Source organism: Rhodococcus sp. 7Tela_A2 (assembly GCF_049311045.1).
GTDB lineage: Bacteria > Actinomycetota > Actinomycetes > Mycobacteriales > Mycobacteriaceae > Rhodococcus.
Map to the genome: position 1 here is coordinate 1 of NZ_JAXION010000016.1, position 24,042 is coordinate 24,042.

Here is a 24,042-nt window from a genome sequence, read left to right on the forward strand (position 1 = left end):
CTCGACAGGGTGTGGGAGAGTAGGACACCGCCGAACACCCGTTTGCTGGAGGCCCCCAACTGTGTTGGGGGCCTTCAGTGTTTTGTATGGAGGAGGGGACCCGCGGGTGTGGGTCCCTTTTTTCGTTCGCGCGGAACCGTCAGGTTACGAGATGGTAACGACGTGGTTCTGGGTCCCGCTTTGCGACGTGATGTGGGTAACGTCCGCTGGTGCAAGATCCGCTTGGATCGTGCTGCACGGCGGTGCGCATCCTCCCGGGTCGTTCTAGGGCGACGAGAGGGATCAGACCATGAAGAACAGGTTCGGCTCGGCCGGAATTGTGAAGGCCGCGGCCACTCTTGCGGGATTCGGACTTGTCGGCGCGTCCATGACGGGATGCACAAGCGTCGACAACTCGGGCGAGGGGTCGACTCTCCAGCGACTCCAGGACTCCGGCACCGTCACGGTCGGCTTCGCCGGCGAGGCGCCCTACAGCTTCATGCAGGACGGCGAACTGACCGGCGCGACGGTCGCGCTGCACAGGGAGATCTTCTCGAACCTCGGCATCGACAACGTGGAGGGCGTGGCCACCGACTTCGGTGCGCTCATCCCGGGTCTGCAGGCTGGACGATTCGACGTCGTCAGCGCCGGCATGTCGATCCTTCCCCAGCGGTGCGAACAGGCTTTGTTCAGTGAGCCGGAGTTCAACTACACGACCGCTCTGATGGTTCCTCAGGGCAACCCTCAGCAGCTCAGTGACATGCAGACCATCGCGGACAAGGATGTTCGGATGGCTGTGCTGACCGGTGCGATCGAGTCGGACTACGCGTCGTCGCTCGGTATCGACGCGATGCAGGTGTCCTCGCCTCAGGACGGCATGGACGCGGTGATCAACGGACGCGCCGATGTCTTCGCACTGACCGGTATCTCCCTGAACTGGATGAAGCAGAACAACGAGAACGCTCCCGTCGAGGTCACCGAGTCGTTCGTCGCCGAAATCGACGGCGTTCCCCAGGTGGGAGCGGGTGGCACCGTGTTCCGCACGGAAGACACCGAACTCCGCGATGCCTACAACGCCGAACTGGCCAAGATCACGTCGGACGAGGCCACCTACCTCTCGATCGTCGGGGATTACGGCTTCACCGCGGAGGAGATGCCGGATCCGAACCTGACCACGGAGACACTGTGCGAGGGCACCGCCTGAGCGCGGGCTGCGGACAATGGCTTCGGAGTCCAACTTCGAGCAGTTTCGAGATGCAATCCCGCGCCTGTTCGACGGGATCATCGTCACGCTCGAACTGACCATCGGTAGCGCGTTCTTCGCGTTCCTTCTGGCGCTTGCGCTGGGCCTTGCCGGCGGCGCGAAGAATCTCGCGCTGCGCGGCAGTGCGCGTGTGTTCATCGAATTCTTCAGAGGCACCTCACTGCTGGTCCAGTTGTTCTGGTTCTTCTATGTGCTGCCTCTGTTCGGGTACCGCCTCGAACCGATCGTGTGCGGCATCCTGGCTTTGTCGCTGAACTACGGCGCCTACGGTGCGGAGGTCGTCCGCGGCGCCATCGCGTCGGTTCCACGACCCCAATGGGAGGCGGCGACCGCCTTGAACTTCGGGTACTGGCAACGGCTGCGCCGAGTGATCTTTCCTCAGGCCTGGGCGGAGATGATTCCTCCTCTGACCAATCTCCTCATCCAGTTGCTCAAGGGCACTGCGCTTGCGAGTTACATTCTGCTGCAGGATCTCACGTTCGAGATCGAACAGTTGCGGCAGAACACCGGCGACACGTTGTTCGCGTTCGGAATCGGCCTCGTCCTCTACTTCGTGGTCGGGTACATCCTCACGCTGGTGATGAACGCGCTCGAGGTACGCGCGAAGAGTCGCCTCGGCACCGGTCCGAGTATGCGTGAGATCTTCGGGGTCGCGCCGGCTCTGGACGAACCCGCGGGGGTGGTGAAGTCGTGACCGTCGAATGGAGTTGGCAACGCGCCGGAGAGGCGCTGCCCGTGTTGCTCGAGGGCTTCCGCATCACGCTGCTGGCGACGGTGCTGGGTTTCGCTCTCGCTGCTGTGCTGGGTCTGGCCGTGGCGATCATGCGGCGCTCGCTCCCCAAGGTGCTCGCAAAACTGCTCTCGGCGATAGTCGAGTTCATCCGGCTGACACCGCTCGTCGTGCAGTTGCTGTTCGTCTACTACCTGCTCCCGCAATTCTCGGCACTGCAAATCGGTATCGCGGTACTCGGTATCCACTACGCGACGTATATGGCCGAGGTCTACCGGGCGGGGATCGAAGCTGTCCCGGTGGGGCAGTGGGAAGCGGCACGCGCGCTGTCGTTGCCACCCGCCCGAACGTGGCGGGCGGTGATCCTGCCACAGGCGATTCGCCGGGTCGTTCCGGCTCTCGGCAACTATGCGGTCTCGATGTTCAAGGACACCCCGTACCTCTTCACCATTTCCGTGGTGGAGATGGTCACGGCCGCGCAGCAATTCGGGGCAAGAAACTTTCAATATCTCGAGCCACTGACGATGGCGGGGCTGATCTTCCTCGCCGCGAGCTATCCCACGTCGGTGCTCATCCGCAGATTGGAGCGTCGACTTGCCTACTGATCCGGCCCTCGAGGAACACTCCCTCACGGGCGACAGGTCCACTGTGCCGATGATCGAATTCGATTCGGTCGTCAAGAAATTCGGCGACAACGTCGTTCTCGATCATCTCGACTTCACGGTGGCAGCAGGGGACAGGGTGACGCTGATCGGCCCCAGCGGCTCCGGCAAAACCACCATCCTGCGTCTGCTCATGACGTTGGAGAAGGTGGACGGCGGGGTCATCCGGGTCAAAGGTGAACCGCTCAGCCACGAACGAAAAGGGGACCGTCTGGTTCCCGCGTCGGAGCGGCACCTCCGATCGATGCGCCGCAGCATCGGCATGGTGTTCCAGCAGTTCAACCTGTTCCCGAACATGAACGTGATGGAGAACCTCACGGAGGCGCCCATCCACGTGCTCGGGCGCAAGAAGTCCGAAGCGCAGGAGCGCGCGCGTGAATTGCTCGCGACGGTCGGACTGTCGGACAAGGAGAGTGCGCATCCGACGCAGCTGTCCGGTGGGCAGCAGCAGCGTGTGGCGATCGCCCGGGCGCTCGCAATGGACCCCGACATCCTGCTTCTCGACGAGGTGACCTCGGCGCTCGACCCCGAACTCGTTGCGGATGTGCTCGACGTGCTGCGCACCATCGCCGACACGACCGACATCACGATGCTCATCGTCACGCACGAGATGCACTTCGCGCGAGACGTATCCAATCGCGTGCTGATGTTCGATCAGGGTCGCATCGTCGAGGAAGGCTCGCCCGAGCGCATCTTCACCGATCCCGCACACGAGCGAACACGGAGATTTCTCGACGCGATCATCGCGGGAGAATGAGCGCCCGGGATCGTCAGTAGGACGGAACGGCCAGGTGGGTAGCTTCGGCCCGTCCTCGGAGCACCACTTCTTCGCCCAGCGTCCACCGGGAGCGTTCCGCGCCGGACGTGGCGTCGAGCGCACGGCGTGACGCGACGACGTGTCCGGGCACGGTTTTCGCGAGTTCGGAGAGACGTGCCGCCTCGTTGACCGGGTCTCCGATCACCGTGTACTCGAACCGCTCCTCGGCACCGATGTTGCCGGCCACCGCAATCCCGGCGGTGATGCCGATGCCCGCACGGCATTCGGGTACCTCGGCCTCGAGACGCTGCGCCATCTTCCGGGCGGCAGCCAGTGCCCGCCCGGGGGCATCGTCGACGGCAACCGGGGCACCGAAGATCGCAAGCGCGGCGTCACCCTCGAACTTGTTGACGAAGCCTCCGGCGGAATGGACCTCGTCGACGACGACGGCGAAGAATCGGTTCAGCAGTTCCACGACCTCGGAGGGGGGTCGGCTCGCCGCGATCCCGGTGGACCCGATGATGTCGATGAACAGCACCGCGACGTCCCGTTCCTCACCACCGAGGGTCTCCGCCCGGTTCAGCGCTGCCGCTGCGACGTCACGTCCGACATGTTTACCGAACACCTCCCGCATACGTTCCCGTTCGCGCAGGCCCTCGGCCATCCGGTTGAAGCCGGCCTGCAACTGGCCGAGTTCGGTGCCGTCGTAGACGACGACCGCTTCGTCGAATCGTCCCTCTTCGATTCGGCGCATCCCGAAACGCACGGACTCGATGGGAGCGATCGTGGATCGTACGGTCAGGTACATCAGGAGTGAGCCCGTGAACAGCGCAACCGTTCCCAGGACGAGGATCGTGATCGCGAGGCGGGTCGTGGTGACCGGGCGGACGAAGGTGAACACCGCTACGAAGATCAGCCCGACGACGGGTACGGCGCTGCCGAGTGCCCACGCGAGCATCACCCGCCCGGTGGTGCCGGCGAACTTCCGGCGTGGTGGTGTGCCCGCTTCGAGGGCCCTCGCGGAAATAGGGCGGAGTGCGAACTCCGTGAACATGTATGCGAAACCGCACACGGTAACCCCGGCGAGCGTGATGGTCAGGGCCACCTTGGGAATCGTCTCGGCGTCGACGATGCCGAAGCACGTGGTGAAGAAGACGAACCCGACGAACCACAGTGCACCCTGCTGAAGGGTGATCCGCCACGGCATCGTGAGAGCGATGCGCTGCTCGTCGGCGGTGGGTGGCCGGTTCTCCAGCGCCCACCGCAACCGGCGGAGGGCCCCGCGGGTGAACAGGACCGACCCCAGGACGATCGCGACCCCCACGTACACAGGCGCAAGGATCGCGGTGATCACGAGGAATTCGGAGGTGAGGACCGATGGGCCGGGGATCACCACGTTGATGAGCGCGGCCACGATCGCCGCCCCCACAAGGTGCGTCCCGATCAGCGACAGGGTGAGCAACAACTGGATGCGGATGCGCTGCCGCCGGACGGGTTCGGCGGGTTCACCGAGGATCGCGGATCCGAGCGGTGCGGTGCGGTTGCTGCGTGCTGGCATGGTCGTTCGAGAGTAGTCGAGCAGATCCACTAGGGTAGGTCCGTGCGTCTAGTGATTGCCCGTTGCCGTGTGGACTACATCGGACGCCTGACGGCGCACCTGCCCACGGCGCGCCGACTCCTGCTCGTCAAGGCCGACGGGTCGGTGAGTATCCACGCCGACGACCGCGCCTACAAACCTCTCAACTGGATGAGCCCGCCGTGCTGGCTCGTCGAGGAACCGGCCGACGAGGCGCAGGCGCTCTGGGTGGTGACCAACAAAGCCGGCGAGGAACTGCGGATCACGCTCGAGGAGATCGAGCACGACTCGAGTCACGAACTCGGGGTGGACCCCGGTCTCATCAAGGACGGCGTGGAAGCGCACCTGCAGGAACTTCTCGCGGAACACGTGGAGACGCTCGGCCAGGGATTCACGCTCGTCCGGCGCGAGTACCCGACAGCGATCGGTCCCGTCGATCTGCTGTGCCGGGACGCCGACGGCGCCACGGTGGCCGTGGAGATCAAGCGTCGCGGTGAGATCGACGGCGTCGAACAGCTCACGCGCTATCTCGAACTTCTCAACCGCGACCCGCTCCTCGCCCCGGTCACCGGAGTGTTCGCTGCCCAGCAGATCAAGCCGCAGGCGAAGACCCTGGCGACGGATCGCGGGATCCGCTGCCTCGTCCTCGATTACGAGGCTCTGCGTGGCACCGAGAGCACCGAGTTCAGATTGTTCTGACGGTGCCCCGCCGCAATCGTCCCCCTACGTCGTCGCGCAGACGCGGACACGCCGAATCGGAGAGCGCCTCCTTCGGTTACGCCACCAGCCGCACCGAGAACGGTCCGGCAGGAGCTGACGACGAGAGGTACACGGTGCGGACCGTGCCGGGAAGCCGCGCCACCAAGCCGTACCGGTGCCCGGGATGCGACCACGAGATCGCGCCCGGCACACCACACGTGGTGGCATGGCCCGTCGACACTCCGGGCGGCGCCGACGACAGACGGCACTGGCACAACGGGTGCTGGAAGGGACGCGGAACGCGGCGGCCCACGCGTCGGTGGTCCTAGCCGGCAGTGCTCAATTGGTCCTGGTCGGCAGTGGTCCCCGCCTGCAAGAGCGGGTGGTGTCCGTCTGCACGTCGTAGTCTGGCGGCGTGCGCTGGCCGATGGCGGAACGTGATCACTGGAGGCACGGATGGCCGAGACGACTGTGGCAGATGTGATGGCCGAACTGGCCGCACTCGAGGACCCGAAGGCACGGGCGGTCAACGAGAAACACGGCGACGACCACGGCGTGAATCTCAGCAGACTACGGGCGCTCGCGAAGCGGTTGAAGACCCAGCACGAGCTCGCGCGGGGGCTCTGGGACACCCGGGACACAGCGGCGAGGCTGCTCGCGCTCCTGATCTGCCGGCCCAGGTCGTTCGAGCGTGACGAACTGGACGCGATGATGCGTGACGCGCGTGCTCCCAAGGTGCGGGTCTGGCTGGTGAGCTACGTCGTGAAGAAGAGCCCGCACGCAGAGGAACTGCGCGCGCGCTGGTTCCGTGACCCGGACCCGGCGGTCGCGAGTGCCGGCTGGGATCTGACCGCCGGACTGGTGGCCACGGATCCGGCCCGGCTGGACCTGGACGGACTCCTCGACATCGTCGAGACAGAGATGAAAGATGCTCCCGACACACTGCAATGGTCGATGAACACCTGCCTCGCCCAGATCGGGATCGAGCACGCTCACCACAGGCAACGCGCGCTCGAGATCGGGGAGCGGTTGAGAGTTCTCGAGGACTACCCGACGTCACCGGGCTGCACGTCGCCGTACGCCCCGGTCTGGATCAGCGAGATGGTAGGCCGCCGCCAGGGAGCAGGGTAGTCGCGCGACGCGTCAGTTTCTGACCTTGCTGGCGACCGCGGGGGAACGTCCCTGGATATTCGGTCCGGAGCCCGTGGTGTTCCGAGGCTGCGTTCCGGAACCGCGGACGCCGTCGGCGGGTTTCGGGGTCTCGGTCTTCTCGGTGTCGGTCTTCTCGGCGGCGTCGGATTTCCCGGTGCCGGCGTTCTTGCCGCTGTCCGTGGTGCGTCCGGTCTCACCGGCTGCCGCGTCGTCCCGGTCCGCTCGCGCAGGCGGGGCAACCCGTCCCTCGGTATCCGCGGTCGCCTTCGGCTTCGCCGCGGGAGTGCCGCCCTCCGTGTTGCGATCGCGGGGAGCGCCGCCACCGGCCGTGTTCCCACCGGCCGAAGTGCTGCCACCGCCCGGACGGGGGGTATCGAGCGAGATCTCCCGGTCGAGCAACTCGCCTTCGCGGTTGATCGCGGCGAGCATGGTCGGCACGTCGTCGAGCTGTTCGCGCACCGCATCGAGCTGGCCGAGGATGCGTCCGCGCAGCATCCGCATTTCCTCCGTGAGGTCGCGGGCGTTGGCGACCTTGCGCTCGGATTGTTCGGTGGCAGTCGCGAGTCGACGGGCGGCTTCCTGCGTCGCCACATCGATACGGCGTTCGGCTTCGGCCTTGCTCGTGCGCTCGAGGTTGTCGAGTTCGCCGAGAAGCTTGCTGCGACGTTCGGCCATCGTGATCTCGAAGTCCTGCTGAACCTGCTCCCGCTTGCTTTCGGCCTCGGCGGCGTGGCGGTCGGCCTCGGCGCGCGCAGCCGCGACGATGCGGTCGGCTTCCTTGCGCGCGGCAGCCATCGTCCGCTTGTGCTCGTCCTCGAATGCGCGGCGCCGTTCTTCGAGCTCTGCGAGCTTCTGTTCGTAATCGCCGCGGAGTCTGATGCCCTCCTGCTCGGCGAGCGAAATCATTTCCGCGGAGTCGGCCTCGGCGCGCGCCCGCAACTCGGATGCTTCGTCCGAGGCGAGGCGCAGCATCCGGGAGATGCGGTCACTCATACCCTCGGCGGTGGTGGGGGGCACCGACAGCCGGTCCACATCGCGGCGGAGTTCGTCGATCTCGTTGCGCGCATTCTCGAGCTGCCGCGCGAGATCGCGGGCCTGCGCGGACGCGGCGTCGCGGTCGGTCGCGGTCACGCGTAACTCGGCCTCGAACCGCGCGAAGTAGTTGGTTACCTCGTCGCGGTCGAAGCCTTTTCGCACGATCGAGAACGGCAGGTGGCTGGGGGTGCGATCACGATCGAAGACCATGGCGACAATCTACCTGCTGAGGCCGGAGGACACGCTGCGCTCCCGCCGAAACGCGGGCGGGAACGCAGACTCGTGATCCGTCCGCGTGGCTCAGTGCGCGGCGTGAGCGGCCGGCTCGACCAATTCGACGAGAACGCCGCCCGCATCCTTCGGGTGGAGGAAGTTGATGCGGGAGTCGGCGGTGCCGCGACGCGGGGCGTCGTACAGCAGCCGGACGCCGTTGGCCCGGAGTGCGGCGGAGACCGCGTCGAGATCGGACACGCGGTATGCGAGCTGCTGCAATCCCGGACCGCTGCGGTCCAGGAACTTGGCGATCGTCGAATTCTCGTTCAGCGGAGCGAGCAGCTGGATCTGGGTCGCGCCCTCCGGACTGCCCGGCACGGACAGCATCGCTTCCCGGACACCCTGTTCCTCGTTGACCTCTTCGTGTGTGGACACGAGGCCGAGGTTCTCGGCGTACCACGTGAGAGCGGCATCGAGGTCGGGCACCGCGATACCGACGTGATCGATCGCGGTGACGAGCCCGGTCGCGAGAAGCGCAGCGGCCGGCGTGGAGGTGGGAGAGATCTCGGTCATGTTCTAGACGGTAGCGTTAACGTTGAATGCGTTCATATCGGGAGTGATGTTTCAGGCCCGGTTGGGCGCCCCACATTTCCCCGATCGTCGGAGGTCGTTTCCGTGAGCAGTTCTGTCATCGTCGCCGGAGCCCGTACGCCCATGGGGCGCCTGCAGGGTTCACTCAAGGACCTCTCCGGCTCCGACCTCGGCGGCGTCGCGATCAAAGGCGCCCTCGAGAAGGCCGGCGTTGCGCCCGAACAGGTCGAGTACGTGATCATGGGGCAGGTTCTCACCGCGGGTGCCGGTCAGATCCCCGCGCGGCAGGCCGCAGTGGCCGCCGGCATTCCCATGGACGTGCCCGCGCTGACCATCAACAAGGTGTGCCTGTCGGGCATCAACGCGATCGCCATGGCCGATCAGATGATCCGTGCCGGCGAGTTCGACGTCGTCGTCGCCGGTGGGCAGGAGTCGATGAGCCAGGCGCCGCACATGCTCGAGAAGAGCCGTGCCGGATTCAAGTACGGCGATGTGACGCTGCGCGACCACATGGCGTACGACGGGCTGCACGACATCTTCACCGACCAGGCTATGGGCAACCTCACCGAGTCCGCCAACAGCGGAGAACGTTTCGTCTCGCGCGAGGAGCAGGATGCCTTCGCCGCGGCGTCGCACCAGAACGCGGCGCGCGCCTGGAAGGACGGCCTGTTCGACGAGGAGGTCGTGCCCGTCGCCATTCCGCAGCGCAAGGGCGACCCCATCATGTTCGCCGCCGATGAGGGAATTCGCGCCGACACCACCACCGAGTCCCTCGGCAGGTTGCGTCCGGCGTTCTCCAAGGACGGCACCGTGACGGCCGGTTCGGCCTCGCAGATCTCCGACGGTGCCGCTGCGGTCGTGGTGATGAGCAAGGACAAGGCCGAGGCACTCGGCCTGAGCTGGATCGCGGAGATCGGCGCCCACGGTGTGGTCGCCGGACCGGACTCGACGTTGCAGTCGCAGCCGGCCCGTGCGATCGCCAAGGCGTGCGAGCGCGAGGGTGTCGATCCTCAGGACCTCGATCTGATCGAGATCAACGAGGCTTTCGCGGCGGTGGGCATCGTCTCGGCCCGTGAACTCGGCATCGACGCCGACAAGGTCAACGTCAACGGTGGCGCCATCGCGCTCGGGCACCCCCTCGGCATGTCCGGTGCCCGCATCGCCCTGCACCTCGCGCTGGAGTTGAAGCGTCGCGGCGGTGGCATCGGCGCGGCTGCGCTGTGCGGCGGCGGCGGCCAGGGCGATGCGCTCATCGTTCGCGTGCCGAAGGCCTGACGCGCACTGAGCACGATCACGGCCCCGGCGCACTCCGCCGGGGCCGTGATGTCTCTCACCCCCACTACGGGTCGTCGTAGTCCTCCGGCACAATGGGCGCCATGACGAACATCTTCGACCTGTCCACCCCCGCGAAGCGGTTCCGCCTCGTGGCGATCTGGGAAGCTGTGACGTGGCTCGCGCTCTTGATCGCCATGTTCTTCAAGTGGGTGCTCGGGTACGAAGAAGCGATCGCCATCCCGGGCATGGTGCACGGCGTGGCCGGTTTCATTCCGTTCGTTCTCATCGCGCTTCTCACCGCGTGGGCGCTGAAGTGGGACCTGAAGACCACCTTCCTGGCGCTCGTCTCGAGTGTCCCGCCGTTCGGCACCATCGTCTTCGAGCGCTGGGCTGTGCGCACCGGCCGGCTCGCCGAACTCTCCGCGCCCGAAAGCGCCGAAAAAGTCGACACGGCTGCCTGACCGCCCGGCACACCACCGCCCGGGCATGACAAACTGGAGAGCGTGACTCGACCCGGTTCCCGTCCAGCACGTTCCGCTGCCGCAGCCGCAGCAATGTCCGGCGCGGTGGATCTCGCGCCGCTCAAGGCGAGGGCCACCGCCCCACCGCCACCTCCGCCGAGTGCCGGTGCCTCCGGCGCAATCCCGTCGATCATCGACGTCACCGAAGCGACGTTCGAGGCCGAGGTTCTCGAGCGCTCGATGCAGGTGCCCGTGATCGTCGACCTCTGGGCGACGTGGTGCGAGCCCTGCAAGCAGCTGACCCCCTCCCTCGAGAAGCTTGCCGCAGAAGCCGGCGGCGAATGGGTGCTCGCGAAGGTCGATGTGGACGCCAACCCGCGGATCGCCCAGGCGTTCGGTGTGCAGTCGGTGCCCACCGTCGTCGCGATAGCAGCCGGGCAGCCTCTTGCCGACTTCCAGGGCGTCCAGCCCGAAGCCGCGCTCCGGCAGTGGCTCGACGCGATCCGCGAGGCCGTCGCCGGCAAATTGTCGGGGCCCCCGAGCGCCGACGGTGAACCGGCCGAACAGCCCGTCGACCCGCGTTTCGAGGCTGCGGAGCAGGCTCTCGAGCAGGGCGATTTCGAGGGCGCCGAGGCCGCCTACCGGCTGATCCTCAACTCGGAGCCGAACAACACGGACGCGCAGGCCGCACTGCGGCAGGTCCGGTTCCTCGGCCGTGCGCAGCAACTCCCCGCCGACGCCGTCGAGCGCGCAGACGCGGCCCCGGCCGATCTCGACGCTCAACTGGCGGCGGCAGACGCCGAATTGTTCGCTCAGGACCCCGAAGCGGCGTTTGCACGCCTGATCGAATTCGTCCGTCGCAGCGCGGGTGACGAACGCACCGCGGCGCGTACCCGGCTGCTCGAACTGTTCGAGTTGTTCGACCCGGCAGAGGACTTCGTGGTCTCGGCGCGGCGCAAGCTCGCCATGGCGCTCTACTAGAACTTCACGACCGACCACACGTGTGTAACGGCCGCTGCCTACCGGTAGCGGCCGTTACACGCTGCTTCACCGCCGAGCACGCCGGTGCGGAACGCGTCGACCCGTGAGAAGCCACTGGGGACCGTGTTGCCGTTGACGTCGCTCGCGGCCAGGCCGTCGGTGAGCAGACCGGACACCGCCTCGTCGAGGTCACCGGGGGAGAGCCACACCATGTTCGCGTCGGGCCCCGCCTCGGCCGCGAGCGGGCTCATCGGGCTCAGCGCGGCGCTGATCACGCCCGACAGACATGCCGCGCGGAGCGCCGTGCGAGGCTCGGTCAGCGATTGACCGTTCGCGTGCTGGACAGCCAGCGCATACCGCGACGCGATCAGCACGTACGCGTTGTAGTCGCCGCGGACATCGGCGCTGAATTCGTTGCCGGAGGAGTCCTCCGGTGTGCTGCGCTCGGTGAGCGCGGCGAGGTCCACTCCGATCGTGTTCGTGGCAGGGCAGTACGACACCGGGGAGGTGAACGCGGCGTCCGCACACGCGAGTTCGGCTCCCGAAAGATCCAGTGCCGGCGGGTCTGCCAGCTCGAATACGCGCTCGAACGACCGGAAGATGAGGTCGACGGAGTCCGCGGTGACCGGAAGCTCGCCGTCGTCGCTGCCGTCGAAGTATTGCGGCAGGTCCGCGCGGCGGGTCTCCACCTCCGCGGCGTCGATCTCCGCGCATGCCGCGGCGCCGTCGGTGAAGCCGATCTGGACGGCGGTGACCCGCTCGAACGCCGAACCGTGGATGGAATCCGGGTCGTTGGGATCGGTGTCGCGGAACAGCACCATCGACGCGAGCACCTTGTTGAGACCGTCCGAGGTGTCGAGTTCGAAATGCGCCGCACGCCCCTCGGCGACGTGTCGCATGAACGCACCGGCGAAACAATCGGCCTGCTGTTCGAACACGATGCCGGGGTCGTCGTCGGCGATCAGGCCCGCCGTGTACTGGATCGCGTGTCCGTACTCGTGCGCGAGGACCATGACGGCCGCCATCGGGCCGAAGTCCTCGATCAGCTGGGGCATCAGATAGGAGCGGTCCCATCCGATGACGTCGCCGAGACTGCAATACGCCGCATTGACGAAGTCGAACGTCGGTTCCCCGCAGAACCGGGGGCCGCGCCGTTCGGAGGGATCCCACGACATGATGGTGGACACCGGCTCGAACGAACCCTTCGCGATCGTTCCGAACTCTCCACGCCAGTAGTCCTCGATATCGCCGATCGCGTTGCCCGCGAGAGTGTCGATGGGACCACCGTCGGTGTTCTCGATGACGACCCCGGCGTCGGGAACCCCGTCACGGGGCCCGCTGTACCCGCTCGTGACGGGCAGGCCGGCGACCGTGAAGGGGTTGTCGTAGACCGACACGGGCGTGCCGTCGATCTGTTGCGCACACCCTGCCAGCAGAACCATCGCGATCACCGGCACCGCCACCCGCTCGAACCGGCGTGTCCGTCTCACGTTGTGGTGCTCCTGTCGTCGAATGCGGGTTTACCCCCGCAGCGACAACCAGATGGCACCGTGCGCGGGCAACGTGACCCGAGCCGACGCGGGACGTCCGTGCCACGAATGCTCCGTGGCCTCCACCGCACCGAGGTTTCCGGTGCCGTGACCCTGATAAGCGGTCGCGTCCGTGTTGAGAATTTCTTCCCACGTGCCGGGTTCGGGTAAACCGACACGATAGTCCGCGTGAGTGCTGCCGGAGAAGTTGTGCAGGCACGCGACGACCGAGCCGTCACTGCCGAACCGCAGAAAGCTCAGCACGTTGTTGTGCGCGTCGTTCGCGTCGATCCACGAGTAACCCTCGGGTGAACTGTCGAGCGTGTACAGCGCGGGGTGCGCACGATAGGTCCGGTTGAGGTCGCCGACGAGCCGCTGGATGCCGCTGTGGAGTGGCTGGTCGAGCTGCCACCAGTCCAGTCCGCGTTCCTCCGACCACTCGGCGACCTGACCGAACTCCTGACCCATGAACAGCAATTGCTTGCCCGGGTGTGCCCACATGTAGGCGAGCAGTGACCGGAGACCCGCGGCGCGGGTGTCGTCGTCGCCCGGCATCCGGGTCCACAGTGTGCCCTTGCCGTGCACGACCTCGTCGTGGCTGATGGGCAGCACGAAGTTCTCGCTCCACGCGTACATCAGCGAGAACGTGATTTCGTGGTGGTGGAAGGTGCGGTGCACGGGGTCGCGCGACAGGTAACCGAGCGTGTCGTGCATCCAGCCCATGTTCCATTTCATGGTGAACCCGAGTCCGCCGACGTTCGTCGGGCGGGTGACACCGGGCCACGACGTGGACTCCTCGGCCACCGTCACGACCCCGGCATGCTGCTTGTGGATCGTCGCGTTCAGTTCCTGGAGGAATCCGACCGCCTCGAGGTTCTCGCGACCGCCGTAGATGTTGGGGGTCCAGCCGCCCGCGGGCCGCGAGTAGTCGAGATAGAGCATGGAGGCGACCGCATCGACACGCAGCCCGTCGATGTGGAACTCCTCGATCCAGTACAGCGCGTTCGCGACCAGGAAGTTCCGGACTTCGGCTCGTCCGTAGTCGAAGACGTAGGTACCCCAGTCCAGTTGCTCACCGCGCTGCGGATCGGCGTGCTCGTACAGCGCCGTTCCGTCGAATCGCGCGAGTGCCCATTGATCCTTGGGGAAGTGGGCCGGAACCCAGTCCATGATGACGCCGATACCTGCGGCGTGAAGCCGGTCGACGAACTCGCGGAAATCGTCGGGTGTGCCGAAACGCGAGGTCGGGGCGTAGTAGGACGTGACCTGATAGCCCCAGGACCCACCGAACGGGTGCTCGGCGACGGGAAGCAGTTCCACGTGCGTGAAACCCGTCTCGAGGACGTACTCGGCAAGCTGGTCCGCCATTTCGAGGTAGGTCAGGCCGGGACGCCAGGACCCGAGATGTACCTCGTACACGGCCATCGCCTCGCGCACGGGTTCGGAGGTCGCGCGGCCGGCGATCCAGTCGTCGTCGCGCCAGGCGTGGCTGCTCTCGGTGACACGGGAGGCGGTCGCCGGCGGCACCTCGGCAGCGAACGCCATCGGATCGGCCTTGTCGAGCACCGAACCGTCGTGACCGTGGACCCGGTACTTGTACAGGTCGCCCGGTCCGACTCCGGGGATGAAGACCTCCCACACTCCGCTGGAACCGAGCACCCGCATCGGTGCGGTTCGTCCGCCCCAGCCGTCGAAGTCGCCGACGACGGTCACGCCGCGTGCGTTCGGAGCCCACACGGCGAAGGACGTCCCTGCGACGGGGCCGTCCGGGGTGTCGTAGTGCTGCGGGTGCGCGCCGAGGATCTCCCACAGCCGCTCGTGCCGTCCCTCGTTGAACAGGTGACGGTCGAGTTCGCCGAGCGTCGGCAGGAACCGGTATCCGTCGGCGACGACGACGGTGTGGTCGAACGGGTACGTCACGACAAGGCGGTAGTCGGCCAAGTCGAATTGCGGGACCAGTGCGCTGAAGACGTCGTGGCCCACCGGCTCGAGCGGGTAATCGATACCGCCGATCCGCGCGGCAACCTTCTCCGCGCCCGGACGCAACGTGCGCACGACCGTGCCCTCCGGATGCGGGTGTGCGCCGAGGACGGAGTGGGGGTCGTGGTGCTCACCGGCGGCCAGTCGCGCGAGGTCTTCCGGGCGCGGACTGTGCCGCCGCCGCGGTGGTTCCTCGGAGGAAGTCGGTGGGGGCACTGTCACGTGAGTCTCCTGTAGGCGAGAGTCGATCGGGCCGGAATCCCGATCGGGGGCAGCACCATGATGTGCGCGACCGATTTCCACGGTTCGAGCCGCACATAGTTGGCTTGTCCCCAGATGTACTGTTCCCCGCTCACCTCGTCGTAAACGGGGAGCTGGTCCTGCCACTCGTGACCGATGGACGGCATGTCCAGCCAGACGGTGCCTTCCTCGGCGCCGTACGGGTTGAGATTGACCACGACGAGCACCGCATCGCCGGTCACCGGATCGTGCTTCGAGTAGGCGATCAGAGCGTCGTTGTCGATGTGGTGGAAGGTGATGTTGCGCAACTGCTGTAAGGCGGGGTGTGCGCGCCGGATGCGGTTCAGGGTGGTCAGCCACGGCTCGAGCGATTCGCCGCGGCGTCGTGCCTCGTCGAAACGGCGTGGACGCAACTGGTACTTCTCCGAGTCGAGGTACTCCTCGCTGCCGGGACGAACGGCGAGGTGTTCGTAGAGCTCGTATCCGGAGTAGACGCCCCAGGTGGGGGACAGGGTCGCGGCGAGCGCGGCTCGCAACGCGAACATTCCGGGCCCACCGTGCTGCAGCGTCTCGTGCAGGATGTCGGGCGTGTTGACGAACAGGTTGGGCCGGGCCTCGTCGGCCTTGGCAGCGATCTCACGTCCGAATTCGGTGAGTTCCCACTTGGCCACGCGCCAGGTGAAATACGTGTACGACTGCGTGAATCCGCGTCGTGCCAGGCCGTACATCCGCGCAGGCCGAGTGAACGCTTCCGCCAGGAACAGCACGTCCTGATCGGTTTTCTTGACCTCGGCGATGAGCCATTCCCAGAAGTCCGGCGGCTTGGTGTGCGGGTTGTCGACCCGGAAGATCTTGACCCCCAGAGAGATCCAGTGCCGGACCACCCGGAGCACTTCGGCGTAGATCCCCTCGCGATCGTTGTCGAAGTTCACCGGATAGATGTCCTGGTACTTCTTGGGCGGGTTCTCGGCGTACGCGATGGTCCCGTCCGGCAGCACGGTGAACCACTCCGGATGGTCACGGGCCCAGGGATGATCGGGCGCGCACTGCAAAGCGAGATCGAGCGCGACCTCGAGTCCGAGTTCCTCGGCCCGCAGCACGAACTTCCGGAAACTGTCCTCGTCCCCGAGTTCAGGATGGATCGCGTCGTGGCCACCTTCCTCCGCCCCGATCGCCCACGGGGAACCCACATCGTCGGGGCCCGCGACGAGAGTGTTGTTGGGTCCCTTCCGATTGACCCTGCCGATCGGGTGGATCGGTGGCAGGTAGACGACATCGAACTCCATCGCAGCGATGCGCGGCAGATCCTCGGCCGCGGTCTCGAAGGTGCCGTGCCGGGGCGTGCCGTCCTCGTTCCAGCCTCCCGTCGACCGGGGGAAGAACTCGTACCATGATCCGAACAGGGCCCGCTTCCGGTCGACCACGATGGTGAAAGCTTTTCCCCGCGTGATGAGTTCGCGGAGGGGCTGAGCGCGGACGATCTCGGTGACGTCGGCGGAGAAGGCCGGTGCGACCCGCTCCGCCAGCGGCCGCTCGGAGCGCAGCGCCGCGGCGACGGCGAGCAGGGCGGGCCGGTTTCCGCGCAGTACGCCGCGCGCAGCCTTCTCGAAAATCCGTGCGCCGCTCTCGAGATCGTTGGCGAGGTCCTCCGGGCCCTGTCCCGCGGTTATCTTCGCGTCGACAGCGTGACGCCATGTGGACACCGGGTCGCTCCAGGCCTCGATGCGGTAGGTCCAGATGCCGGGGGTTGTGGGCGCGAACACCGCGTGGAAGGTGTCGGGTTCGGAGCCGGGCACCATCGGAATGCGGGTGAGCTTGGCCGGTGTCCCGGGTGCCGTGGCGGGCCCGCGCACGGCGAGCGTCGCGGCGATGGCGTCGTGGCCTTCGCGCCAGACGACCGCAGCGACCGGTACCACCTCGCCGACGACTGCCTTGGTGGGATACCGACCACCGTCGATCGATGGCTGGACGTCGTCGATGCCGAGGCGACCTGTCACGCTTGCTCCGTTCCGTACGGGACCGGGACGTACCCGGGCCGGGGCGTACTGCGGCCGTAGTTCGTGTCAACCGTAATGGAGGCGGCGGCACGGGGCCGATCATGTGGTGGTGACCTCGGGGATACCCGGTAACCGATGTGACGAACCGTATCGGTTACCCACGGTTCACCGCGCGTGACTCCTGGGCAACACGCTCTTCCCTAACGTCTCCGGGGTGAGGTTCGACCGGTCTGCGGAGCAACACCGAAAGGGCGTACACCATGGGCACAGGCGGCGGGAACGGCCGGAATTGTCGGGCCTGTTCGGTTGTGGACGGGAATGTGCTCTGCGGCTTGTCGGTTCCGGCACCGGAGGCACCGCACACCGGCGGACATGAGTAGGCTTCCCAGAGTGAAAGCCTTGCGTCGGTTCACCGTACGAGCCCACCTTCCCGAGCGCCTCGCCGCGCTGGGGACTCTGACCTCCAACCTGCGGTGGTCGTGGCACCCGGAGACCCAGGATCTCTTCGCCGCCGTCGATCCCGAACTGTGGGAGCGATGCGGAAGCGACCCCGTCCGACTGCTCGGCGAGGTCCCGCCGGAGCGCCTCGACGCTCTCGCCGAGAACCAGGAGTTCCTCTCCCGGCTCGACGCCGCCGCGGCAGACCTCGACCACTATCTGGCCCGGCCCCGGTGGTATCAGCAACAGCAGGAGCGCGGGACCGCCGTGCCCGAGGGCATCGCCTACTTCTCGATGGAGTTCGGTGTCTCCGAAGTTCTGCCGAACTACTCCGGCGGCCTCGGCATCCTCGCCGGTGACCACCTCAAAGCGGCCTCCGACCTCGGTTTGCCGCTGATCGGCGTCGGATTGCTCTATCGCTCCGGCTATTTCCGGCAGTCGCTCAGCGCCGACGGCTGGCAGGTCGAGCATTACCCTGCCTACGACCCGCAGGGACTGCCGATCAAGCTGCTCACCGAAGCCGACGGCACCACGGCGCTCGTCCAGGTGGAGATCCCGGGCGGCCGCACGCTCGACGCGCGGGTGTGGATCGCCCAGATCGGCCGGGTGCCGCTGCTGCTGCTCGACTCGGACATCGCGAGCAACGACGAACAACTCCGCGGCGTCACCGACCGGCTCTACGGAGGCGACCAGGACCACCGCATCAAACAGGAAATCCTGGCCGGGATCGGTGGGGTCCGCGCCGTCCGCGCGTACACCCGCATCCACGGCCTGCCCGACCCCGACGTGTTCCACATGAACGAGGGGCACGCGGGATTCCTCGGTGCCGAGCGCATCCGGGAACTCGTCACCGGCAGCGGCCTCGATTTCGACGAAGCGCTTGCCGCGGTCCGCGCCGGAACGGTCTTCACCACCCACACCCCCGTGCCCGCCGGCATCGACAGATTCCCGATCGAGCTTGTGCGCCATTACTTCTCGGGGCGTAACGGCGAAAACGAGTCGGCACTCCTTCCGGGCCTGACCGTCGACCGCATTCTCGCTCTCGGCCGCGAGTCGAACCCCGACGTCTTCAACATGGCTCACCTCGGGCTGCGGCTCGGCCAGCGCTGCAACGGCGTATCGAAACTGCACGGTGAAGTCAGCCGGCACATGTTCGAAGAGTTGTGGCCCGGTTTCGACGCCACCGAGGTCCCGATCGGGTCGGTCACCAACGGCGTCCACGCGCCCACCTGGGCGGCACGCGAATGGCTGGCACTGGCCGACCGGCTGGCAGGACCGGATCTCGTCGAGGAATCGCGCGGCTGGGAACTGCTCCAGACGGTCGACGCCAAGGAACTGTGGGACATGCGCAACGACTTGCGCGGGATGCTCGTCCGCGAAGTGCGGCGTCGTCTGCGGAACTCGTGGATCGAACGCGGCGCGACCGACGCCGAACTGGGCTGGGTCGATTCGGTCTTCGACCCCGACGTGCTCACCATCGGTTTCGCGCGACGCGTGCCCACCTACAAGCGCCTGACCTTGATGCTGCGCGACCCGGAACGGTTGCGCGCGCTGCTGCTCGACCCCGAGCGGCCACTGCAACTGGTCGTCGCCGGCAAGAGTCACCCCGCCGACGACGGCGGCAAGGCGCTCATTCAGCAGGTCGTGCGATTCGCCGACGAGTACGGTGTCCGTCACCGCGTGGTGTTCCTGCCCGATTACGACATATCGATGGCGCGCTACCTCTACTGGGGCTGCGACGTCTGGCTCAACAACCCGCTGCGACCACTCGAGGCGTGTGGCACGTCGGGGATGAAGTCGGCACTCAACGGCGGCCTCAACCTGTCCATCCGCGACGGATGGTGGGACGAGATGTACGACGGTGAGAACGGCTGGGCGATTCCGACCGCAGACGGGGTCGACGATGAGCGCCGCGACGACCTCGAGGCGGGTGCGCTGTACGAACTGCTCGAGCGTTCGGTCCTGCCGCGCTTCTACGATCGCGACATCGACGGGGTGCCCGGCCGGTGGATCGAGATGGTGCGGCACACCCTCGAAAACCTGGGACCCAAGGTGCTCGCGTCCCGCATGGTGCGCGACTACGCCGTCGACTACTACATTCCGGCAGCGGAGTCGGCGCGGACCGTCGCGGCCGACAACTTCGCCGGTGCGAAGGCTGTCGCCGAGTACCGGGAGCGCCTCGAAGCAGCGTGGCCCGGAGTGCGGGTCGCACACGTCGACACGGAGGGACTGCCCGAGGTTCCCGAGATCGGTTCACGGCTCGCGGTGACCGCTCACGTCGATCTCGGTGAACTCACGTCCGGGGACGTCGAAGTTCAGGCCGTGATCGGCCGGGTCGGGTCGGACGACACACTCAGCGATATCGTGTCCGTCCCGATGTCCCACACCGGCAGCGGATCGCTCGGCGACGTGTTCGAGGCCGACGTCCGGCTGCCGTTGGCCGGGCCCGTCGGTTACACCGTGCGAGTGTTGCCGCACCACGATCTGCTCGCCTCGCCGGCCGAGTTCGGGATGGTCGTGCTGCCCTGAGACCGGACCGGGTGGATCCGCCTCCGTCGTGGAGGTGGGTCCACCAGGGCTGTCAGCTGCGCAGCCGGGTCAATGCCTTGCGCACGACCTCAGGATCCGTCGTCTCCCAGAACGGCGGAAGTGACGCGCGCAGGTAACCGCCGTAGCGCGCGGTGGCGAGCCGGGAATCGAGTACGGCGATGACGCCGCGGTCGTCGGTACTGCGCAGCAGGCGGCCCACCCCCTGCGCGAGGAGCAACGCCGCGTGGGTGGCGGCGACCGCCATGAAGCCGTTACCGCCGCGGGCTTCGACCGCCCGCTGCCGCGCGACGAGCAACGGATCGTCCGGACGGGGAAACGGAATCCGGTCGATGATCACGAGCGACAGCGACGGCCCGGGAACGTCGACGCCCTGCCACAGGGACAGGGTGCCGAACAGGCTGGTCGGCTCGTCGGCAGCGAACTTCTCGACGAGTGCGCCGGTCGCGTCGTCGCCCTGGCACAGGATCGGGGTGTCGACGCGTTCACGCAGTGCCTCGGCGGCCGCCTTCGCCGCTCGCATCGATGAAAACAGGCCGAGGGTGCGCCCGCCGGCCGCGGTGACGAGTTCGGTGATCTCGTCGAGGTGGCTCGGAGGCATGCCCTCGCGGCCCGGCGGCGGTAGTTTCTTCGCGACGTAGAGGATGCCGGACTTTTTGTGGTCGAACGGGGAGCCGACATCGATCCCGTTCCACTTCAGGGCGCCGGTGTCGGACGGCGGTTCCGCCCCGGACGCCGACGTGGTGTCGCTGCGGACGGCAGCCTGCGGCGGAAGACCCCAATCGATGGCGAGGCCGTCGAACGACCCACCGACGGTCAAGGTCGCGGACGTGAGGACGACGGTGGACTCGCCGAAGAGCTTGGAGCGCAGCAAGCCGCCCACCGACAGCGGCGCCATCCGGACCGTGCGGCGGGCAACACCGCGGAACTCGTCGGCCGCGAGCCACACCACGTCCTTGCGCTGCGACGGATCGGGCTCGTCGAATGCCGTGAGGATGCGCACCGCGCAATCGTGGACGTCGTCGATCTCGGCGAGTGCCTGGTTGCGGGCTGCGGCGGCTTCGGGATCCATGCCCGGTTTGGGCGAGCCGATCGAGGTATGCACCGCCCATGCGGCGTCGCGGACTGCCGCCAATGCGGCACCGGCGCCGTCGGGCACGGCGTCCCACCGGCCGGGAGGAAGCTCGTCGAGCAACGAGTCCCAGTTCTCTGCGGCCCCCTCGAGGCGGTCGACCTCCTCGTCGCCGGCCAGTTTGAGGCAGCGCCGCGCAGCGGCGGACACCGTGCTGCCCGACAGTTCGGCGGTGGCGACCCCGGTGACCCGGTCCACGAGTTCGTGGGCCTCGTCGACAACCACCACGTCGTGTTCGGGGAGGATCTGGATTCCGGTGATCGCGTCGATCGCGAGGAGCGCGTGGTTGGTGACGACGACGTCGACCTGCGCCGCTTCGGCTCGGGCGATCTCCGCGAAGCAATCGTCGCCCACCGGGCACCGCGACTTGCCGAGGCACTCGCGCGCCGTGACGCTGACCTGACGCCAGGCCTGATCGGACACGCCGGGGGTCAGGTCGTCGCGGTCGCCGGTCTCCGTATCCGAGGACCACTCGGTGACCCGGCGCACCTCGCGTCCGATCCGCGACAGCGTGAAGGCGTCGAACAGACCGGTGTCCGGGGGTTCTTCCGCCAGACCGGTATTGATCTTGTTGAGGCACAGATAGTTGCCGCGGCCCTTGAGGATCGCGAAGCGAGGAGGGCGACCGAGCGACTCGGTGAGGGCCTTCGCCAGTCGCGGCAGGTCGCGTTCGACGAGCTGCCGCTGCAATGCGATGGTGGCGGTGGAGACGACGACCGTGCGGCCCGTGCGGACCGCGTATCGGATGCTCGGAACGAGATATGCGAGGGACTTGCCGGTGCCGGTGCCGGCCTGCACGGCGAGGTGCTCACCGGTGTCGATGCTGTGCGCCACCGCCGACGCCATGGTCAGCTGATTCCGTCGTTCCTTGCCGCCCAGCGCGTGTACCGCGGTTCGTAACAGCTCGGGCACTTCGGGAAGATCGGGCACCCGTCAAGGGTAGCGGGAGGCACCGTCACGTTCCGGTGCCTACCCGCGCGGCTTCGCGGCCGCGTCACCCCGCCCGGACGAAGCGGGTCGGGATCGCCGGATCTCCCGCCGACAGCGTCATGCCCTCCCACGGCAGGCTCACCATGCCCTGGGCGAGGAACCGGCGGCTCTCCTCGAGTGTCGGCAGATCACCGACCGGCCGGCCGCCGCGCACCAGCGGAATCGTCAGGTCCTGGACCACGGATCCGTCGCCGTCGGGTACCCGGTCCAGGTGCGCCGGGTAGACGACCTCCTCGACGAGGGTCCCGCTGCGCCGCGCGTACCGGACCGCCTTCTTCGCGCCGCCGCGCGACTCCTTCGCCGCGCTGCGCTTCTCGACGGGGATCCCCGCCACCTCCACGAGCTTGTAGACCATCCCGGCCGTCGGCGCTCCCGAGCCGGTCACCACGGAGGTTCCGACCCCGTACGCATCCACGGGCTCGGCGCGCAGGCCCGCGATCCCGTACTCGTCCAGATCTCCCGACATCACGATCTGGGTACCGGTCGCGCCCAGGCCGTCGAGCTGAGCGCGGACCTGGCGGGCCAGCACGCCGAGGTCACCGGAGTCGATACGCACCGCACCGAGGCCGGTCCCCGCGACCTCGATGGCAGTCTTCACACCGGCGGTGATGTCGTACGTGTCGACCAGCAGCGTGGTGTCCACCCCGAGGGTCTCCACCTGGCTGCGGAAGGCCGACGCCTCGTCGCGGCCGGCGGACGTCGTGTGGAGCAACGTGAACGCGTGCGCCGCAGTGCCCGCAGCGGGGATCCCGAACCGGCGGGCGGCCTCGAGGTTGGACGTCGAATCGAACCCGGCCAGGTAGGCGGCGCGTGTCGCGGCTACCGCAGCCTCCTCGTGGGTGCGTCGAGACCCCATCTCGATCAGGGTGCGCCCGTCGGCGACGCTGACCATGCGGGCCGCTGCGGACGCCACGGCGCTGTCGTGATTGAAGATCGACAACGCGAGTGTTTCGAGCAGCACACACTCGGCGAACGTCCCGCTCACCGACAGGATCGGGGAGCCGGGGAAGTAGAAATCGCCTTCGCGGTATCCGTCGATGTCGCCGGAGAAGCGGAAATTGCGCAGCCACTCGACGGTGCCGGGCGCAAGAAACTCCGACACGGATGCCAGTTCGTCGTCCCCGAACGAGAACGTGGCGAGCGCGTCGAGCAGACGGCCCGTGCCGGCGACGACGCCGTATCGGCGACCGTTGGGCAAGCGCCGGGCGAACACCTCGAACACGCACGGACGATCGCCGGACCCGTCGGCCAGCGAGGCCTCGAGCATCGTCAATTCGTACTTGTCGGTGAACAGTGCGGTGCTGCCGTGAATCGCAGCGGCGGTGGCTTCGGACACCCGAACACTGTAGATCGAGGACTCGGCGGCGGGTTTTTCGGCGCGCGCGAACGCCGTACCCTGGACCGCATGGTGCCGGGTTCCACGACAGTTCGTTTCGACGTCCGCGCAATGGCGGGGCAGGCCGTCCCGGCCGAGGCCGAGCAGGTCCAGGAGACCGAATCCGTCGACCGGCCGTGGGTCACCGTCGTCTGGGACGATCCGGTCAACCTCATGCACTACGTGACGTTCATATTCCAGAAGCTGTTCGGGTACAGCAAGGCCAAGGCCACGGAATTGATGCTCGAGGTGCACAACGAGGGTAAGGCGGTCGTCTCGAGTGGCTCGCGTGACAAGATGGAGCACGACGTGCAGCGTCTCCATGCCGCCGGCTTGTGGGCGACCATGCAACGGGACGAATGACCCCAGCCTCAGGAGGACCCGACCGACGTGCGGCCGTGGATCAGGAAGAACTCGCTCAGCGGACCGAAGCTTCGCT

20 protein-coding genes are annotated in these 24,042 nt (G+C 67.1%); 12 read left to right on the forward strand and 8 right to left on the reverse strand.

Annotated features, from left to right (window positions below; all coding sequences use genetic code 11):
• The first annotated feature begins 289 nt into the window (after positions 1 to 289).
• From ehuB to ehuA, 4 genes are read left to right on the forward strand one after another with little or no spacing between them, the layout of a single operon-like run.
• Positions 290 to 1,183 carry an ectoine/hydroxyectoine ABC transporter substrate-binding protein EhuB gene (gene ehuB, locus TVH25_RS05030; protein ID WP_169620403.1) on the forward strand — a complete coding sequence of 298 codons (894 nt, stop codon included), beginning with the start codon at positions 290 to 292 and terminating at the stop codon, positions 1,181 to 1,183.
• A gap of 16 nt (positions 1,184 to 1,199) precedes the next feature.
• Positions 1,200 to 1,937, forward strand: coding sequence for an ectoine/hydroxyectoine ABC transporter permease subunit EhuC (gene ehuC / locus TVH25_RS05035; protein ID WP_169620404.1), 738 nt, complete (start codon positions 1,200 to 1,202; stop codon positions 1,935 to 1,937).
• Positions 1,934 to 2,578 carry an ectoine/hydroxyectoine ABC transporter permease subunit EhuD gene (gene ehuD, locus TVH25_RS05040; RefSeq protein WP_169620405.1) on the forward strand — a complete coding sequence of 215 codons (645 nt, stop codon included), beginning with the start codon at positions 1,934 to 1,936 and terminating at the stop codon, positions 2,576 to 2,578. The genes ehuC and ehuD overlap by 4 nt, the downstream gene beginning before the upstream one ends.
• Before the next feature lie 49 nt (positions 2,579 to 2,627).
• On the forward strand, positions 2,628 to 3,392 hold the full coding sequence (ehuA, locus tag TVH25_RS05045; RefSeq protein WP_169653184.1) for an ectoine/hydroxyectoine ABC transporter ATP-binding protein EhuA: 765 nt from the start codon (positions 2,628 to 2,630) through the stop codon (positions 3,390 to 3,392).
• A gap of 13 nt (positions 3,393 to 3,405) precedes the next feature.
• Here the strand turns inward: ehuA and TVH25_RS05050 are convergent, their stop codons facing one another.
• Entirely contained in the window at positions 3,406 to 4,950 is a 1,545-nt protein-coding gene (locus TVH25_RS05050; RefSeq protein WP_169620407.1) for an adenylate/guanylate cyclase domain-containing protein, read from the reverse strand.
• A 42-nt stretch (positions 4,951 to 4,992) separates the two neighbouring features.
• On the opposite strand from TVH25_RS05050, the gene nucS reads away from it, so the two are divergent.
• The 3 genes from nucS (at position 4,993) to TVH25_RS05065 (ending at position 6,798) form a co-directional block, all read left to right on the forward strand.
• Complete coding sequence (nucS, locus tag TVH25_RS05055; RefSeq protein WP_296549320.1) at positions 4,993 to 5,667, forward strand: endonuclease NucS; 675 nt, start codon at positions 4,993 to 4,995, stop codon at positions 5,665 to 5,667.
• Between the two features lie 2 nt (positions 5,668 to 5,669).
• A complete protein-coding gene (locus TVH25_RS05060) occupies positions 5,670 to 5,996 on the forward strand; it encodes an ATP/GTP-binding protein (protein ID WP_169620409.1) in 327 nt (108 codons plus the stop codon).
• 127 nt (positions 5,997 to 6,123) lie between these two features.
• Positions 6,124 to 6,798 (forward strand): DNA alkylation repair protein, encoded by a 675-nt coding sequence (locus tag TVH25_RS05065; RefSeq protein ID WP_296549319.1) that lies wholly within the window; start codon positions 6,124 to 6,126, stop codon positions 6,796 to 6,798.
• A 12-nt stretch (positions 6,799 to 6,810) separates the two neighbouring features.
• Here the strand turns inward: TVH25_RS05065 and TVH25_RS05070 are convergent, their stop codons facing one another.
• The gene (locus TVH25_RS05070; protein WP_296549318.1) at positions 6,811 to 8,064 is read right to left on the reverse strand and encodes a hypothetical protein; all 1,254 of its coding nucleotides are present in this window, start codon (positions 8,062 to 8,064) and stop codon (positions 6,811 to 6,813) included.
• A gap of 90 nt (positions 8,065 to 8,154) precedes the next feature.
• The gene (gene mce / locus TVH25_RS05075) at positions 8,155 to 8,640 is read right to left on the reverse strand and encodes a methylmalonyl-CoA epimerase (protein ID WP_169620411.1); all 486 of its coding nucleotides are present in this window, start codon (positions 8,638 to 8,640) and stop codon (positions 8,155 to 8,157) included.
• 102 nt (positions 8,641 to 8,742) lie between these two features.
• On the opposite strand from mce, the gene TVH25_RS05080 reads away from it, so the two are divergent.
• From TVH25_RS05080 to TVH25_RS05090, 3 genes are all read left to right on the forward strand, one after another.
• Positions 8,743 to 9,933 (forward strand): acetyl-CoA C-acetyltransferase, encoded by a 1,191-nt coding sequence (locus TVH25_RS05080; RefSeq protein WP_169653186.1) that lies wholly within the window; start codon positions 8,743 to 8,745, stop codon positions 9,931 to 9,933.
• A 101-nt stretch (positions 9,934 to 10,034) separates the two neighbouring features.
• Positions 10,035 to 10,394 carry a DUF3817 domain-containing protein gene (locus TVH25_RS05085; protein ID WP_169620413.1) on the forward strand — a complete coding sequence of 120 codons (360 nt, stop codon included), beginning with the start codon at positions 10,035 to 10,037 and terminating at the stop codon, positions 10,392 to 10,394.
• Between the two features lie 93 nt (positions 10,395 to 10,487).
• Positions 10,488 to 11,375, forward strand: coding sequence for a tetratricopeptide repeat protein (locus TVH25_RS05090; protein WP_169620705.1), 888 nt, complete (start codon positions 10,488 to 10,490; stop codon positions 11,373 to 11,375).
• A 38-nt stretch (positions 11,376 to 11,413) separates the two neighbouring features.
• On the opposite strand, the gene TVH25_RS05095 is transcribed toward TVH25_RS05090, so the two are convergent.
• From TVH25_RS05095 to TVH25_RS05105, 3 genes are read right to left on the reverse strand one after another with little or no spacing between them, the layout of a single operon-like run.
• The gene (locus TVH25_RS05095; protein WP_422423496.1) at positions 11,414 to 12,865 is read right to left on the reverse strand and encodes a metallopeptidase; all 1,452 of its coding nucleotides are present in this window, start codon (positions 12,863 to 12,865) and stop codon (positions 11,414 to 11,416) included.
• Between the two features lie 30 nt (positions 12,866 to 12,895).
• Positions 12,896 to 15,106 (reverse strand): 1,4-alpha-glucan branching protein GlgB, encoded by a 2,211-nt coding sequence (glgB, locus tag TVH25_RS05100; RefSeq protein ID WP_422423497.1) that lies wholly within the window; start codon positions 15,104 to 15,106, stop codon positions 12,896 to 12,898.
• The gene (locus TVH25_RS05105; protein WP_169620416.1) at positions 15,103 to 17,121 is read right to left on the reverse strand and encodes a maltotransferase domain-containing protein; all 2,019 of its coding nucleotides are present in this window, start codon (positions 17,119 to 17,121) and stop codon (positions 15,103 to 15,105) included. Before TVH25_RS05105 ends, glgB begins: the two co-directional genes overlap by 4 nt.
• A gap of 390 nt (positions 17,122 to 17,511) precedes the next feature.
• Between TVH25_RS05105 and glgP the strand changes: the two genes are divergently transcribed.
• Positions 17,512 to 20,088: an alpha-glucan family phosphorylase gene (gene glgP / locus TVH25_RS05110; protein WP_422423498.1), complete on the forward strand. Its 2,577-nt coding sequence runs from the start codon at positions 17,512 to 17,514 to the stop codon at positions 20,086 to 20,088.
• A 52-nt stretch (positions 20,089 to 20,140) separates the two neighbouring features.
• Here glgP and TVH25_RS05115 read toward each other — a convergent pair whose 3' ends face one another.
• Both TVH25_RS05115 and TVH25_RS05120 read right to left on the reverse strand, forming a co-directional pair.
• Complete coding sequence (locus TVH25_RS05115; RefSeq protein WP_422423499.1) at positions 20,141 to 22,168, reverse strand: ATP-dependent DNA helicase; 2,028 nt, start codon at positions 22,166 to 22,168, stop codon at positions 20,141 to 20,143.
• A gap of 64 nt (positions 22,169 to 22,232) precedes the next feature.
• Entirely contained in the window at positions 22,233 to 23,564 is a 1,332-nt protein-coding gene (locus TVH25_RS05120) for a nicotinate phosphoribosyltransferase (RefSeq protein ID WP_422423500.1), read from the reverse strand.
• Positions 23,565 to 23,633: 69 nt separating this feature from the next.
• On the opposite strand from TVH25_RS05120, the gene clpS reads away from it, so the two are divergent.
• Entirely contained in the window at positions 23,634 to 23,966 is a 333-nt protein-coding gene (gene clpS, locus TVH25_RS05125) for an ATP-dependent Clp protease adapter ClpS (RefSeq protein ID WP_169620420.1), read from the forward strand.
• The last annotated feature ends 76 nt before the right edge of the window (positions 23,967 to 24,042 follow it).